The following is a 15,846-nucleotide window of genomic DNA, read 5'->3' as shown; positions in this document are numbered from 1 at the left end:
GGAGACTCCTTCGCTTCGGCTGGTTCGGTGGGCGCCCGGACACGCTAGTCAGCATCGGAGCAGCCGCTCTGCTCACTAATGGCCACCGGCGGACAGTGCCGGCGCAGGACGTCGGCCGCACCGCGCATCAGCAGTTCGGCGATGACGTCGACATGCCGCAGCCGCCAGTCGGCCAGTTCGGTGCCGCGGACGTACCTGTTGAAGGCGCCCATCGCCGGTCCGGTGTGGACCTGGAAGTTCGCCCGCTCCGTGGTGTCCCCGCGCAGCGCCACGTCCGTGGCGTGGGCGAAGTACCACTTGAACGCCAGGGCCATCCGCCGGCGCGGGTCGGCCCGTTCCACCTCCGCGGCCCGGCCGGTGGCCCGGTAGTGCCGCTCGGTCTCCCGCCACACCTGCGCGAACGGCCGGCGGAAGGTGGTCCGTTCCACGGCGTCGCGGATCGCGGCGGGCACCTCGTCCCAGGTGCCGTAGCGGTGGTAGAGCTGGAGCAGCTGGGTGGCCCGCGCCGCGAACATCGTGCCGCGGCGCAGCACCTGCACGCGGGAACCGAACTCGAACGTGTCACCGGCCGGCGCGTACGCCGTGTCCTGGATCCCGGCGCGCGCCAGCAGATCCTTGACCTCGGGTGACGTCCCGGCCTCCGGGGTGGCCTGGTTGACCGACCCGGTGACCACGAAGTCGGCGCCGAGCACGAACGCCGCGGCGACCGCCTCCGGGGTGCCCAGCCCGCCCGCGGCGCCGACCCGGATCCGCTCCGGGTAGCGGTGCCGGAGCATCTCCGCGTCACGCAGCAGGACGAGGTCCGGCACGAGGGTCAGCGCGGACCGCGCGTCGGTGTGCCCGGCCGAGTCGGCCTCGGCGCACAGGTCGCCGCTGACCGGCAGCCGCGCCGCCGCCGCGGCCTCCCCGGCGGACAGCGCGCCCTCGGCCACGAGAGCGGCGAGCACGGACGCCGGCGGTGGTGCCAGGAACGCGGCCGCGACCTCGGGCCGGGACACCTTCGCCACGACGTGCCGGACGGCGACCGGGGTGCCGTCGGCGCTCAGGTGCGCGCCGGCGAACCGGAACCGCACCAGCGCCGCGGTGACGCCGGTGTACCCGGCCGCCTCGACGTAGCGGACGTCGTGCCGGACGTACAGCTCCGCCAGCGCCGACTCCAGCGCCGGGTTGTCCGGCATCGCCAGCAGGTTCATGCCGAAGCGGCCCGGGCCGGGATCCGCGGTGAGCGAGCGCAGAACCGCCTCGACCTCGTCGCGGTCGAAGCCACCCGCGCCGAAGAATCCGAGCAGGCCCGCCCTGCCCAGGCGGGCGACCATCGCCACCGAGCTGATGCCGCGGTACATCGAGCCGGCGAGGTAGGCCCACGTGACGCCGTAGTCGGCGCGGAACCGCTGACAGCCGAGCGCCGCCGGTCCCGGCTCGCCGCCGTCCGGCACGGCCGGCGCCGCCGCGAGCACGGGGCGGAACAGGTCCGTCAGCACCCGGCCCGGACCCAGCTCACGCACCGTGCGCACGCCCCGGTCGACCAGGTACGCCATGGTCTCGCGCCACCGCACCGGGCGGCGCAGCTGCACGGCGAGCAGGTCGGGCAGCAGCAGCGGGTCGTGTGGCCGGGCGGTGACGTTGGAGATCACCGGCACCCGCGGCGGCGCGAACCGGACCTCCGACAGCACGTCGGCGAACTCGGCCGCGGCGGCGCGCATGTACCGCGAGTGGAACGCGGCGGCCACCGGGAGCGGGACGCAGCGGCCCAGACCGGCGGCGGTGACCGCCCGCGCCGCCGCCGACAGCGACTCGCGCGGGCCGGAGAGCGTCACCTGGCCGTCGGCGTTGTCGTTGGCCACGTCCACGTCGTCGACACCGGCGTCGGCGAGCACACCGGGCAGCCGGTCCAGCCGTTCGCCGAGCACGGCGAGCATGCCGCCGCCGGCCGCCCGCGCCATGATCTCGCCGCGGCGGCACACCAGGCGCAGCGCGGTCTCGAAGTCCAGGCAGCCGGCCGCGAACAGCGCCGCGTACTCGCCGAGGCTGTGCCCGGCGAGGTAGTCCGGCGGCGGCTCCTGGTCGCGTGCCGTCAGGTAGGCGAGCGCGCCGACCACGAACAGCGCCGGCTGCGCGTACCGGGTGTCGCCGAGCAGGGCGTCGTCGCGGCACAGCCGGGCCACCGGTACGCCGATGATCCGGTCGGCCGCGGCGCACTCGGCCGGGAAGCGGTCGAACAGGTCACCGCCCATGCCCCGGCGCTGCGCGCCCTGCCCCGGGAACACCCAGGCGGACTTCGGTCTGGTGGACACGACTTGGACTGTCCGGCCCGGCGGACGCACCGGCTGCCCAGAGTTGAGCAGCACGCCCGGTCCGGCGCCGCTTAGGTTGCGGCGACAGGGCCGGCCTTCGGAGCGGGGAGCGCATGAACGAGCAGACCGCCATCCCGGACCGCGTGGAGATCGTCCTGAACGTCCTGTCGGGCGTGCTGCCGGCCGGAGTCACGGCGGACGCCGACACGGACCTGGGCGACCTGGGACTCGGTTCCCTCGCCGCCGCGCGGGTGCTGCTGGAGGTCGGCGCCGCGTTCGGCACCGAGCTGCCGACCGACGCGCTGCGCCGCTGTGCCACCGCCCGGGAACTGGCCGAGCTGGCCGCCCGGGCTGCGCCCGCCGGCGCGGGGCTGCGTCCCGACGTACGCGCCGAGCCCGGGCGGCGGCACGAGCCGTTCCCGCTCACCCCGCTCCAGGAGGGCTACCTGCTGGCCAAGGCGACCGGCGGGCCCGGCTGCCACCTCTACCGCGAGTACGACGTCGCCGACCTGGACGTGGACCGCCTGCGCACGGCGTGGGGGCGGCTCGTGGGGCACCACGAGGCGCTGCGGCTCGTGCTGACCGCGGACGGGCGTCAGCGGGTGGCCGAGCGGCCGCCGGACTGGACCATGCCGGTCGGCACCGACGCCGAGGAGGTACGCCGGCGCCTCTCCCACCACTCCTACGGCCCGGGCGACGAGCCGCTGTGGACGGTCGAGGTGACCCGTGCCCCGGACGGCGGCGGCGTGCTGCACCTCAGCGTCGACGCGGCGATCGTCGACGGCGCCGGGCTGGAGCTGCTCGTCGAGCAGCTCCGGACGCTCTACGACGACCCCGGGCGTGAGCTGCCCGCCCCCGGCGCCTCGCTGCGGGACCTCGGCGTGGCGCTCGCCGCCCACCGCGACGGCGACGGGTACCGCGCCGGCCTGGAGTACTGGGCCGACGCGCTGCGACACCTGCCGCCCGGACCCGCGCTGCCCACCTCCGGCGCCGAGCCCGGCCCGGTCCGGGTGCCGTACACGGCGGCGCTGACGCGGCGCGAGTGGGCCGCGGTGGCCGCGTACGCGGGCGGTCTCGGCGTGTCCCCGACCGCTGTGGTGCTCACCGCCTTCACCGAGGCGTTGCGGCGGGCCGGCGCCGACGCGGCGTTCTCGCTCGTGCTCACCACCAGCAACCGGCTGTGGCTGCCCGTCGACGCCGCCGGTGTGCCCGGGCCGTTCACCTCGACCACCGTGTTCGTCGCCGAGCCGGCGGCCGGGCGACCGTTCGCCGAGGCCGCCCGGGCGGTCCACGACCGGCTGCGCCGCGACCTCGAACACGCCGACGTGCCCGGCGTGGCCGCGCTCCGTGAGCTGCGGTCGCGCCGGCTGCCGGTCCCGGCGCAGCTGCCGGTGGTGTTCACCAGCCTGCTCGACGTGGGCGGGACCGGCGCCGACGGCCGGTACGCGGTCAGCCAGACCACGGGCGTCACGCTCGACGCGCAGATCGGCGAGCGCGACGGGGAGCTGCGCGTGCGGTGGGACGTCGCGGAGGACGCCTTCGCCCCGGGCGTGGTCGCCGCGACCTTCGCCTGGTTCGTCAACACGCTGCGCTGGCTGCGGCCCGTCCCCGACGACGCCGGCCGCCCCCTCAACGACCTCCAGCAGGCGTACTTCGTGGCCCGGACCACGGGCGGCACCGGGCCGTGGAGCGGCTGCCAGGTGGTGCACGCCTTCGCCGTCGACCGGCTCGACCTGTCCCGGCTGGAGTCGGCGTGGCTGGACCTGCTCGCCGCGCACGAGCCGCTGCGGACCGTCGTCACCCCGGACGGCCGGCTGGTCACCCGCGACGACGTGCCGGACCGGTGGCACATCCCGGTGACCGGACCCGGCGGGCCGCCGTCCGACGCGGTGCAGCGGGACATGGTGGGGCGGGCCTTCCCGCTCGGCCGGCTCCCCCAGGGTGAGCTGCGCGTCCAGGTGGACGAGGCCGGCGCGGCGACCGTGCACGTGGCGCTGGACCTGCTGGTGGCCGACGGCCGCAGCATCCACCTGCTGCTGCGCGAGCTGATGCGCCGCTACGCCGACCCGGGCACGCCGGTGGCCGGGCCGCCCCGCGCGCCGCAGGCACCGCCGGACCCGCACGCCCGCCGGTACTGGCAGGACCGCCTGGCCGACCTTCCGCCCGGCCCGCCGATCGAGGCGCGGACCGGTCCGCGGCGGCGGCGTACCGCCCGGGTGCCGGGCTGGACGCGGATCCGCCGGCTGGCGCGGGAACGCGGTCTCGCGCTCAACGCGCTGCTCATGGCCGCGCTCACCACAGCGCTCGGCACCTGCCACCACGACCGCTTCGCGGTGCCGCTGGTGCGGTGGACGCCGCGGTCCGAGCCGTTCCGGCCCGCCGAGCTGACCGCGCTGAGCTGGCTGGCCGCGGGCGAGCCGGGCGAGGGCCTGCTCGACCTCGCCGAGCGCTACGACCGGCAGATCACCGCCGACGCGGCGGCGGACGGCGCCTCGGGCCTGGCCGAGCTGCGGCGGCTGGTGCTGCGGCGGATGCGCGACGGCGGCGCCGGGTACCCGGTCGTGTGCACCGGGCTGCTCGAACTCGGCGACGTGCCGCTGCCGGACGGTGTGACAGCCGGCCCGTGGCTGACGTGCACGCCCGACGTGGCGCTGGACTGCATCGCGATCGACGAGGGCGACGACACGCTGCGGCTGTTCTGGGACGCCACCGAGGACGCGATCGGCGACGACGACCTGGACCGGATCTTCGACGCGTACCGGTCGGCGCTGGCCGAGCTGGCGGACCTCGGCGACGTCCTGTACGGGTGGAACGACACCGCCGTCGAGTTCCCGCACGCCGGCCCGGTGCACCTGCTGTTCGAGGCCCAGGCCCGGGCCCGGCCCGAGGCGGTCGCCGTACGCGGGCGCGGCGGGACCACGTCCTTCGGTGAGCTGAACGCGGTGGCGAACCGGATCGCGGTCCGGCTGCGCGCCGCGGGCGTCGGCGCCGGATCCGTGGTCGGGATCAGCGTCGCCCGGGGGCCGCTCATGGTCGCCGCCGTGTACGGCGTGCTCAAGGCCGGTGGCGCCTACCTGCCGGTGGAGCCGTCACTGCCGCCGGCGCGGGCCGCGCTGATGCTCGCCGACGCGGGCGCGATCGCGCTCGTCACGACCGGTGACCTGGACCTGCCCGCGCCGGGCCGGCCGGACGGGATCGCCGTGGTCCACGCCGACCGGGTCGGTGCGGCCGACGTACCGGACCCGGAGCCGTGCACCGGCGAGGACGACCTCGCGTACGTCATCTTCACCTCCGGCAGCACCGGCCGGCCCAAGGGGGTAGCCGTCACCCACCGGGCCGTGCACAACCTCCTGCACTGGGCGCGCCGGACGTTCCGCTTCGGACCGGAGGACACCGGGCTGTGCGTGACGTCGCTCGGCTTCGACCTGTCCGTGTTCGACATCCTCGGGCTGCTCGGCTACGGCGCCTCGATCTACGTGGCCGACTCCGAGCAGCAGAAGGACCCGGCGCTGCTGCTGGACGTCCTGCTGCGGGAGCCGGTCACGTTCTGGAACTCCGCGCCGACCACCCTGGCGCACGTCGTACCGCTGACCGCCGCGCACCGCGGCGGGCCCGGCACCACCGGCCTGCGACTGGTGTTCCTCAGCGGCGACCACACGCCGCTGTCCCTGCCCGACGAGCTGCGGGCCTGCTTCACCGCCGCCGAGATCGTCAACCTCGGCGGGGCGACCGAGGCCACCGTGTGGTCGAACTTCTACCGGGTCGGGACGGTCGACCCCGGGTGGCGCAGCATCCCCTACGGCCGGCCGATCGACAACGCCCGCTACTACGTCCTGGACGACGACCGGCGCCCCTGCCGGCCCGGCGTCGAGGGAGACCTCCACATCGCCGGGGAGGTGCTCGCCGTCGGCTACCACAACCGGCCGGACCTCACCGAGGACCGGTTCGTGCCGTGCCCGTTCGGGCCGCCCGGCGACCGGATGTACCGCACCGGCGACCGGGCGGCGTTCCTGCCGGACGGCAACCTGACCTTCCTGGGCCGGGCCGACCACCAGGTGAAGATCCGCGGGTTCCGGGTGGAACTCGGCGAGATCGAGCACCGGCTGCGCGGCCATCCGGGCGTCAAGGACGCGGTGGTGGTCGCCCGCGAGGAGGGCGGCGAGCGCAAGCTGGTGGCGTACCTGCTGTCCTCCGGCGGGACCGCCCCGGCCGTACGCGACCTGCGGGCCTTCGCCGCCGAGACGCTGCCCGACTACATGGTGCCGAGCCACCTGGCCGTGCTGGAGCAGTTCCCCGCCACCGACAACGGCAAGCTGGACCGCGCCGCCCTGCCGTGGCCGCTGCCGCCGGTCACGCCGCCCGCTGCACACACACCGGTCGCGCCGCCGGAACCGGCGGACGCCCCGCGCGAGCCGGGCGTCCGCCAGGTGCTCACGGAACTGTTCGCCGACCTGCTCGGCGAGACCGTCGACCCGGTGGCCGACCTGTGGGACCAGGGCGCCACGTCGTTCACCATGGTCCAGGTATCGGCCCGGCTGCACGAGCGTCTCGGCACCCGGGTGCCGGTGGCGGCGCTGCTGGAGAACCCGACGATCGACGGCATCGCCGCGCACCTGTCGTCCGGCCCGCCGGGACCCGTACCCGCGGACCCGCCCCCGGCCGCCGCGCCGTCGCCGCGGACGGTCGACGTGCTCTCCCCCACCGAACGGTCCGCCTTCGCCGCGGCCCGGCTGGACCTGCGCGACGACGGCGAGGCGGTGCCCCTGTCCGGGGAGCGCCCCGCGCGGCGGCGGTACCGGCGGCGGGCCTCGCGCCGCGACTTCCTCGACCGGCCGGTGCCGCTGTCCACGGTGGCGGGTCTGCTGGGCCTGCTGCGCCCGCTGCCCGACGGCGACCGGACGCGGCGGCTGTACCCGTCGGCCGGCGACACCTACGGCGTGCAGGTCTACGTCCACGTGCCCGGCGACCGGGTCACCGGGCTGCCGGCCGGCGTCTACTACCACCACCCCGACGAGCACACGCTGCGCCGCATCGGCGACGGCGCCGCCCTGGAACGCACCGCCCACTTCGTCTACAACCGGCCGGTGTACGACCGGGCGTCGTTCCAGATCCTGCTCGTCGGGCAGACGCGGGCGATCCGCCCGCTCTACGGCGACGACGCCGAGCGGTACCTCGCCCTGGAGGCCGGCTACCTCGGCCAGGTGCTGCTGGGCGCCCAGGCCGACCACGGCCTCGGGCTGTGCCCGGTCGGCGCGGTCGCCGAGGCGCCGGTGCGGGCCGCGTTGCGGCTGGACGACGACCACGTGTTCCAGCAGGCGTTCCTGTGCGGTCCGGTGACGCGCGACGACGAGACCGAGACGCCCGCCGCCGGTCCACCGCCCACCGCGGGGCCGCACGAGATCGCCGTCGTCGGGGTGGCCGGCCGCTACCCCGGCGCGGACGACGTCGGGGCGCTCTGGCGCAACCTCGACGCCGGCCACTGCGCGATCACGCCACCCCCGCCCGGGCGGGGCGCCGGACCGGCCGGCGGCTACCTGTCCGGCCTGGAGACGTTCGACAGCATGGTCTTCGGCATCGCACCGGCCGAGGCGGCCGTCCTCGACCCGCAGGTACGCGTCCTGCTCGAAGTGGTGTGGGCGTGCCTGGAGGACGCCGGCCACACCCCGGCGTCCCTCGGCCGGGTCGGTGTCTTCGTCGGGGTGATGTGGCACGACCACCGCCTGGCCGGCACCGACCGGTGGCGCGACGGCGACCCGGCCCGGATCTCCGGCACCGGCTCGGAGATCGCCAACCGGATCTCCCACACCTTCGACTTCCGCGGCCCGAGCGTCGCCGTGGACACCTCCTGTTCCTCCGCGCTGACCGCCCTGCGTCAGGCGGCCGAGAGCCTCGACCGGGGCGACTGCGACGCCGCTGTGGTCGGCGCGGTGAACCTGCTGGCGCATCCGTACCACGTGGCGGTGCTGCGCGGGCTGGGCCTGCTCGCCGAGACGCCGCACCGGGCGCTGGACGCCGCCGCCGGCGGCTGGTCGCCCGGCGAGGGCGCCGGCGCGCTGCTGCTGCGCCGGCTCGGCGACGCGCGCCGGGACCGCGACCGCGTCGACGCCGTGGTGGAGAGCACCTGGGTGGGGCACAGCGGCGCGACGAGCCGGTTCGGCACGCCCGACGCGGCCACCCTGGCCGGCTCGCTCGCCGAGGCGGTGGGCCGGGCCGGGCTCACCCCCGCCGACATCGGGTACGTCGAGTGCGCGGCCTCCGGGGCCGCCCTGTCCGACGCCGCCGAGATCGAGGCCGTGGGCCGGTTCCTGGCCGCCGCCGTGCCCGGTCCCGAGGGGGTACGCGTGCCGATCGGCACCCTCAAGCCGAACCTGGGCCACGCGGAGGCCGCGTCCGGGCTCGCGCAGCTGACCAAGGTGCTCCTCCAGCTGCGGCACCGCCGGCTCGTACCGACCCTGGTGGCGGAGACGCCCCACCCGCTCGTCGACCTCGGCGCGCTGCCGGTGCGGTTCGTCCGCCGATCCGAGCCGTGGACCGGCGTCCCGCTGCGCGCGCTCGTCACAGCGGTCGGCGCGACCGGCACCGTGGGCCACGTGGTGCTGCGGTCCGACGAGGAGGAACGATGAGCAACCGGTGGATCAAGGGCCCGGCCGACCCGGACGCCCCGATGCTGCTGTACTGCGTCCCGCACGCGGGGGGCGGTGGCTCGTTCTTCCGCCCGTGGCGCGCCGCGCTGGAGCCGCACCTGGGCGTCTGCCCGGTTGTGCTGCCCGGCCGGGAGTCCCGGCTGTCGGAGCCGCCGTACACCAGCATCGAGCACGTCGTGCCGCCGCTGGCCGCCGCGATCGGGGCGCACGCGGACCGCCCGTACGCGTTGTTCGGCCACAGCATGGGCGCGGTGGTCGCGTACGAGACCGCCCGGCGGCTGTCGGCCGGGCCGAACGGCCCGGCGCGGCTGTTCGTCTCCGGCCGGCGCGCGCCGCACCTGCCCGCCCGCCGGCCGGACCGCCACACGCTCGGCGCGGACGAGTTCCTGCCGGCCGTCGCGGCGCTGGGCGGCACGCCGGACGAGGTGCTGCGACGGCACGACCTGATGGCGTTGTTCCTGCCGGGGCTGCGCGCCGACTTCGCGGTCAACGAGACGTACCGGCAGTTGCCCGGCCCGCCGCTGCGCTGTCCCGTGTCGGCGTTCACCGGCGACGCCGATCCGGAGGTCGACGTGATGGAGATGCGCTCCTGGGCCGAGGTCACGTCGGCCGGCTTCAGCCTGCGGGTGTTCAGCGGCGGTCACTTCTATCTGGCCGGCCCGCCCGCCGAGCTGGCCGAGGCGCTCCTGGCCGATCTCGCCGTGCGGTCCTGAGCCGGTCCTGAAGACGACGGAACGGGACGGGCCCGCGCCCGTCCCGTTCCCGTTCCCGTTCTCCCGCGCTCAGGCGGACAGCGAGGCCACGACCTCCTGCGTCGCCTGGAGCAGGATCCGCGACATCGTGCGCAGCTCCTCCTCGGTCATCACCAGCGGCGGCACGATGACGATGGTGTCGCTCGGCGCCGAGTGGATGATCATGCCGAGCTCGCGGCACCGCTCGGTGATGCGGGTCGCGACGCCCAGCTCCATCGGGAACGGCTCGCGCGTCTCCACGTCGGCCACCAGCTCGACGGCGGCCAGCAGGCCGCACTGGCGGACGTCGCCGACGTGCGGGACGCTGCGGAACTTGTCCAGCTCCTCGGCCAGGACCACGGCCTGCGCCTGGCCGTGCCGGATCAGGTCGTCCTTCTCGAACAGGTCCAGGCTCGCCAGCGCCACGGCGACGGCGAGCGGGTTGCCGGAGAACGTGTGCCCGGACAGCAGCATCTTGCCGTCGCCGCGGAACGCGTCGAACACCTCCGCGGACGCCATCGTCGCCGTCAACGGCATGTACCCGCCGGTCAGGCCCTTGCCGACGCAGAGGATGTCGGGCGACACGCCGTCGGCCTGGCAGGCGAACATCGGGCCGGTACGGCCGAAGCCCACACCCAGCTCGTCGGCGATGAGCAGGACGCCGTAACGGCGGGCGATCTCGGCGACCCGGGCCAGGTGACCGTCGCGCGCCACGATCATGCCGCTGACGTTCTGCACGCGCGGCTCCACGAGCACGGCGGCGACCTCGTCGCCCTCACGCTCCAGCACCTCCTCCAGCGTGTCCGCGCAGGCCAGATTGCAGTTGTTGTTGCACAACCCGCAGCGGTACGCGTACGGCTGGGCGAACGAGCTGGTCTCGCGCAGCAGCGGCTGGTAGAAGTTCTTCAGGATCGTCATCTGGCCCACCGACAGCGCGCCGATGGTGTCGCCGTGGAAGGCCCCGCCCATGGACACGAACTTGTTGCGCTGCGGCGATCCCTTGAAGACCCAGTAGGAGTACGCCATCTTCATCGCCGTCTCCACGGCGCTGGAGCCGGACTCCAGGAACAGCACCTTGTCGATGCCCTCCGGGGCGAGCCGGACCAGCCGGTCGGCGAGTTCCGCGGCGCCCGGGTGGGTCATGCCGTACAGCGTGGTGTGCGCGATCTTCGCCGCCTGCGCGGCCAGCGCCTCGTTCAGTTCCCGACGTTGGTGGCCGTGGATGTTCACGCCCAGCGAGGAACCCGCGTCGAGATAGCGGTTGCCGTCGCTGTCGACCAGGTAGACACCCTCGCCGTGGGTGATCACCAGAGGCTTGGCGTTGAGGTAGGCGTCGGTGGGGGTGTACGGGTGCCACACGCGCTGCTGGTCCAGCGTGCGCAGGCGTTCGGTCTCCGTGGTTTCGAGGTCCATGCGTCGGCGCTCCGTCATCGAAGGGAACCAGGACAACAGCACGCAGTCCACCGGAAGAGGGCCGGTGACGTCTGCGCAGTAGTGCGCAGGGTGGCCGGTGCTCAACTCTGAGCAGAGGTGTCGCCAGGGCCCGGAAATGCTCATCCGGAGCCGGCGCCGACCGGTGCGGCCGAACGCTGGAGAGGGGACGCCGACGTGACGACCTCCGAACAACCGGACCTGATGTCGCCCGCCGCACGGGAGACGGCCTACGACACCTACGCCGCCCTCCGCGACGCCAACCCGGTCTCCCGGGTCCGGATGCCCACCGGCCAGGACGTCTGGCTGGTCACCGGCTACGACGAGTGCACCAGCTTCCTCACCGACTACCACCGGTTCAAGACCAGCCCGACCGTGACGCCCGAGGGCATGGAGGCGCCGGCGCTGCCCGAGGCGGTGGTGCGGCTGCTCGGCGGCAGCATGGGCAGCGTCGACCCGCCCGAGCACACCCGGCAGCGCCGGCTGGTGCAGCAGGCGTTCACGCCGCAGTACGTCGAGCGGCTGCGGCCCGGCGTCCAGCAGATCACCGACCAGCTCGTCGACGGGCTGCTCGAACGCGAGGGGCGGACCTTCGACCTGGTCGAGGACTTCGCGGTGCCGCTGCCGCTCACCGTCATGTCGGACATGCTGGGCATCCCCCGCGCCGACCGGGACCGGTTCCGGCTCTGGTCCGAGCTGCTGCTGTCGCTGGACCCGACCTCCGCGCAGTCCGCGCCGCAGGGCATGGACCCGGCCCAGGTGATGGCGGAGATCGAGGAGTTCGTGCGCTACCTGGACGCGCTGATCCAGCGCAAGCGCGCCGAGCCCGGCGACGACCTGATCTCCGGGATGGCCCTGGCCGAGGCCGACGGCGAGCGGATGAGCGACGACGAGCTGCTGAAGATGGTGGCGCTGCTCGTGGTCGGCGGCCTCGGCACCACGCAGCACCTGATCGGCAACATGGTCCTGGCGCTGTTCCGCAACCCCGACCAGCTGCGGCTGCTGCGCGACAAGCCCGAGCTGGCGCCGGGCGCCGTCGAGGAGATGCTGCGCTACCACGGCCCGATCGAGATCAGCTTCCCGCGTTTCGCCGCCGAGGACACCGAGATCGGCGGCGTGCCGATCAGCCGCGGCGAGATGGTGATCGGGGTCCTCGCGGCCGCCGACCGCGATCCGGGCCGCTACTCCGAGCCGGACCGGCTCGACATCGAGCGGACCGCGAACCGGCACCTCGCCTTCGGCCGGGGCGCCCACATGTGCCTGGGCGCGCCGCTGGCCCGCGTCGAGGGGCAGGTCGCCATCACCACGCTGCTCGCCCGGATGCCCGACCTGCGCCCGGCGGAGAGCCTCGACGAGACGCCCTGGCGGCCCGGGCTCACGCTGCGCGGGCTGACCGCGCTCACGGTCGAGTTCTGACCGGGCCGGCGCGACCGGCTCCCACTGCGGTTCGGCCGGCCGGCCGGTGAGCATCCCGACCGAACCGCAGAGGGAGGAGACGACGTGGCGAACGCCATCGTCGCTGACGGGCTACGCAGACAGTTCGACAAGGTGACCGCGCTGGACGGCCTGGACCTGGTGGTGCCGGAGGGCACCATCACCGGGATCCTCGGGCCGAACGGCGCGGGCAAGAGCACCGCCGTCCGGCTGCTCACCACACTGCTCGCCCCGACCGGCGGCCGGGCCGAGGTGGCCGGGTTCGACGTGGTCACCCAGGCCGCCGAGGTACGCCGGGTGATCAGCCTGTCCGGGCAGCACGCCGCCGTCGACGAGAACCTCTCCGGGTTCGAGAACCTGGAGATGCTGGGCCGGCTGCTGCACCTGGGCTCCCGGCAGAGCCGGCAGCGGGCCGACGAGCTGCTGCAACGCTTCGACCTCGTGGACGCCGCGGGCCGCCGGGCGAAGGAGTACTCCGGCGGCATGCGGCGGCGCCTCGACCTGGCCGCCGCGCTGATCCGTACGCCGCGGGTGCTGTTCCTGGACGAGCCGACCACCGGCCTGGACACCCGGAGCCGGACGGCGCTGTGGGACACCATCGGTGAGCTGGTCTCCGGCGGCATGACGCTGCTGCTGACCACCCAGTACCTCGAGGAGGCCGACCGGCTGGCCGACCAGATCGTGGTGATCGACCACGGCCGGGTGGTCGCCGGCGGCACGCCGGACGAGCTGAAGCGGCGGGTCTCCGGCACCAGCCTGGAGATCACCCTCGGGCCGGACGCGGACCTGACCGCCGCACAGGCGGTGCTCACCTCGCTCGGCACCGGACCGGCCAGCGTGGACGAGGCCGCCGGCCGGATCTCCGTGCCGGCCGGCGACGGCGTGGACACGCTCCTGGCCGGCGCGCGGCTGCTGCGCCAGGCCGGCATCCCGGTCCGGGACGCCGCGCTGCGCACGGCGACGCTGGACGACGTCTTCCTCGCCCTCACCGGCCCCGGCCGGCGGACCGGCGACGAGCCCGCCAAGGAGACCGTGGAGGAGAAGCAGTGAACGCCGTCGTACTGGCCTTCGGTGAGGGCGTCGTCGTCGCGAAGCGCAACCTGAGGATGATCCTGCGCGTACCGGAGATGCTGCTCAACGCGGCCATCGCGCCGGCGATGATGACGCTGCTGTTCGGCTTCGTCGTCGGCGGCGCGATCGACGCACAGGGGGTGCCGTACCGCGAGTACCTGCTCGGCGGCATCTTCGTGCAGGCGGTCCTCTTCGGCGCCGTCAACACCGGCACCGCGATCGCCGCCGACCTGCGCAACGGCATCGTCGACCGGCTGATGTCGATGCCCATCTCCCGGTCGGCGGTGCTCGTCGGCCGCACCACGAGCGACCTGGTGAACAGCGGTGTGGTCATCACCGTCACCGCGCTGCTCGGCCTGGTCGTCGGGTGGCGCAGCCGCACGTCGGTGACCGAGGCGGCGCTGGGATTCCTGATCCTGCTGGCGTTCGCGTACGCGCTGTCGTGGCTGATGGCCGTGGTGGGGCTGGCGTCCCGGGCGCCGGAGGCGGTCAGCAGCACCGGCTTCACCATCGCCATCCCGCTGGGCTTCCTGTCCAACGCCTACGTGCCGATCGGCTCCATGCCGGGCGTCCTGCAACCGGTCGCCGAGTGGAACCCGGTCTCGGCGATCGTCCAGGCGGTCCGGGTCCAGTTCGGCAACGTCGACCCGTCCACCGCGCCGGACGTCTGGCCGCTGCAACACCCGGTCGCCGCCTCAGCGCTGTGGATCGGCGCTCTGCTGGCCCTGTCGATCCCGCTGGCGATCGCCCAGTTCCGCAGGTCCGCCGGGCGCTGAGACGCCAGCCGGACGACGGCTCCGCCCGTGCCGTCGGGCGGAGTCGTCGTCCGTGGGGGGCCTACTCCACCAGGACGCGGTCCGGCGCGCGGCGGCGCAGCCGGCTGGAACGTCGCAGCGATCGCAGCCACATCAGGGTGCCGCCGCCGTCGAGCAGGAACGACAGCATCGCCAGCGCGAGCACGTCGGCCCAGGTGAACTGGCCGGTCATCTCGTCGCCGCGGAAGAAGGCGACGACCCGGACCAGGTAGAACCACAGCAGCGGGATGGTCGCGGTGAACAGGACGGCCAGGGCCACGACGCGGCCCAGGACCCAGACGACCGCGTAGATCCGGATGGTGCGCATCTCGCCGCGCCCGACCCCGGACTGGTCGATGAGCCGGCGGCGCAGCACCCGCCGGACGAGGTTGCGCAGGTAGGCGCCGGTGTCGGCCATCAGGCTCCGGGTGTCCAGCGCCGTCGTGATCAGGTAGTAGAAGTCGGTACGCAGGAACAGGAACGTCTGCCAGAGCAGCCGGATGAACGACGTGAACAGCACGCCGGCCACCACCAGCCGCACCGGCTCCGGCAGCCCGAGTACGCCGACGTCGTTCAGCCACAGCGTGATGAACAGCAGCGCCGCGCCGATCACGTCGACGAGCGGCCCGACCAGCACCGCGACGAAACGCTCCCGCTTGGACGCCATCCACATGCCGGACAGGTCGGTCTGCGCGACGATGGCGTACATCTGGTTGCCGACAGTCATGCGGGCCGACGTGCCGGCGGCGCGCGCACCCACGACGTGGGCCAGCTCGTGCAGCCACACGCCGATCACCGCGATGCCGAGGACGACCAGCAGGTAGGCCCAGAAGTGGGAGTGGAACATGAGGCTGGACGGTCCGGGCACCAGCCCGGGCCGGTCGACGGCCATTGCGACCGCGACTCCGACGACCACGCCGCAGACGGCGAGCACGGGCCGGCTCAGCAGGCGCCGTGCGGCGTGCGGGGACAGCCACTCCAGATGCCCGGCGCGCGGCGGCCGGGCCGGTTCGGCGTCCGGCGGCGGGTCGTGCGCGCCGGCCGGGGCGAGGAACCCCTCGTCGGCCAGCGCCTGGAGGAACGCGTCGGCGTCCGGTGAGGCCGCGTGCGTCGCCTCGAAGCGGCGGACGGCCTCACCGACCGTGGCGCCGTCGCGCAGCCACTCCAGCAGGTCGAGGCCCTCGGCCGGGATGGACAGGTAGACCTGACGACTGTCGTCACCGATCACGGCGAAGTCACCGTCCCTGCGGGCGGTGTACGGCCGGACCAGGACCGGTGCGTCGAGGGCGAACTCGGTCACTGTGGGACCTCTCCTCTGAGGTGCGGGACTGGGCGCAGGGGCGGGGGTCCGGCAGCCGGACCCCCGCCCCCGTGTCACCGGGTTCAGTTCAGCGCGGGCGCGCACGGGGCGACGGTGCTGGCCTTGATGGACTCCAGCTTGCGCACC

Annotated in this window: 8 protein-coding genes; 5 read left to right on the top strand and 3 right to left on the bottom strand. The window is 74.6% G+C overall.

The annotated features are described in order from the left end of the window. Positions 1 to 44: 44 nt before the first annotated feature. Positions 45 to 2,294 carry an ACP S-malonyltransferase gene (fabD, locus tag Q3W68_RS22280; protein ID WP_302907290.1) on the bottom strand — a complete coding sequence of 750 codons (2,250 nt, stop codon included), beginning with the start codon at positions 2,292 to 2,294 and terminating at the stop codon, positions 45 to 47. A gap of 113 nt (positions 2,295 to 2,407) precedes the next feature. Between fabD and Q3W68_RS22275 the strand changes: the two genes are divergently transcribed. Then, positions 2,408 to 8,917 (top strand): non-ribosomal peptide synthetase, encoded by a 6,510-nt coding sequence (locus Q3W68_RS22275; RefSeq protein ID WP_302907289.1) that lies wholly within the window; start codon positions 2,408 to 2,410, stop codon positions 8,915 to 8,917. Further along, positions 8,914 to 9,651 carry a thioesterase II family protein gene (locus Q3W68_RS22270; RefSeq protein ID WP_302907288.1) on the top strand — a complete coding sequence of 246 codons (738 nt, stop codon included), beginning with the start codon at positions 8,914 to 8,916 and terminating at the stop codon, positions 9,649 to 9,651. The genes Q3W68_RS22275 and Q3W68_RS22270 overlap by 4 nt, the downstream gene beginning before the upstream one ends. Before the next feature lie 69 nt (positions 9,652 to 9,720). Here Q3W68_RS22270 and bioA read toward each other — a convergent pair whose 3' ends face one another. Continuing rightward, positions 9,721 to 11,082 (bottom strand): adenosylmethionine--8-amino-7-oxononanoate transaminase, encoded by a 1,362-nt coding sequence (gene bioA / locus Q3W68_RS22265; protein WP_120569405.1) that lies wholly within the window; start codon positions 11,080 to 11,082, stop codon positions 9,721 to 9,723. Between the two features lie 195 nt (positions 11,083 to 11,277). Between bioA and Q3W68_RS22260 the strand changes: the two genes are divergently transcribed. The 3 genes from Q3W68_RS22260 to Q3W68_RS22250 all read left to right on the top strand — a co-directional run bounded on the left by Q3W68_RS22260 (position 11,278) and on the right by Q3W68_RS22250 (position 14,381). After that, complete coding sequence (locus Q3W68_RS22260) at positions 11,278 to 12,516, top strand: cytochrome P450 (RefSeq protein WP_302907287.1); 1,239 nt, start codon at positions 11,278 to 11,280, stop codon at positions 12,514 to 12,516. Positions 12,517 to 12,600: 84 nt separating this feature from the next. Further along, positions 12,601 to 13,584, top strand: coding sequence for an ATP-binding cassette domain-containing protein (locus Q3W68_RS22255; RefSeq protein WP_121684466.1), 984 nt, complete (start codon positions 12,601 to 12,603; stop codon positions 13,582 to 13,584). After that, entirely contained in the window at positions 13,581 to 14,381 is an 801-nt protein-coding gene (locus Q3W68_RS22250; RefSeq protein ID WP_302907286.1) for an ABC transporter permease, read from the top strand. Before Q3W68_RS22255 ends, Q3W68_RS22250 begins: the two co-directional genes overlap by 4 nt. Before the next feature lie 61 nt (positions 14,382 to 14,442). Here the strand turns inward: Q3W68_RS22250 and Q3W68_RS22245 are convergent, their stop codons facing one another. Further along, positions 14,443 to 15,699, bottom strand: a complete 1,257-nt coding sequence (locus Q3W68_RS22245; RefSeq protein ID WP_302907285.1) for a hypothetical protein — start codon at positions 15,697 to 15,699, stop codon at positions 14,443 to 14,445. Between the last annotated feature and the right edge of the window lie 147 nt (positions 15,700 to 15,846).

Source organism: Micromonospora sp. C28ISP2-4, assembly GCF_030519385.1.
Taxonomy (GTDB): Bacteria; Actinomycetota; Actinomycetes; order Mycobacteriales; family Micromonosporaceae; genus Micromonospora; species Micromonospora tulbaghiae.
The sequence above is the reverse complement of the archived record's forward strand: the minus strand, read 5'-3'. Positions and strand labels throughout refer to the sequence as shown.

Coding starts and splice junctions, on each gene's coding strand:
- bioA (WP_120569405.1), bottom strand. CDS start 11,082: ATGGACCTCGAAACCACGGAGACCGAACGCCTGCGCACGCTGGACCAG.
- Q3W68_RS22275 (WP_302907289.1), top strand. CDS start 2,408: ATGAACGAGCAGACCGCCATCCCGGACCGCGTGGAGATCGTCCTGAAC.
- Q3W68_RS22270 (WP_302907288.1), top strand. CDS start 8,914: ATGAGCAACCGGTGGATCAAGGGCCCGGCCGACCCGGACGCCCCGATG.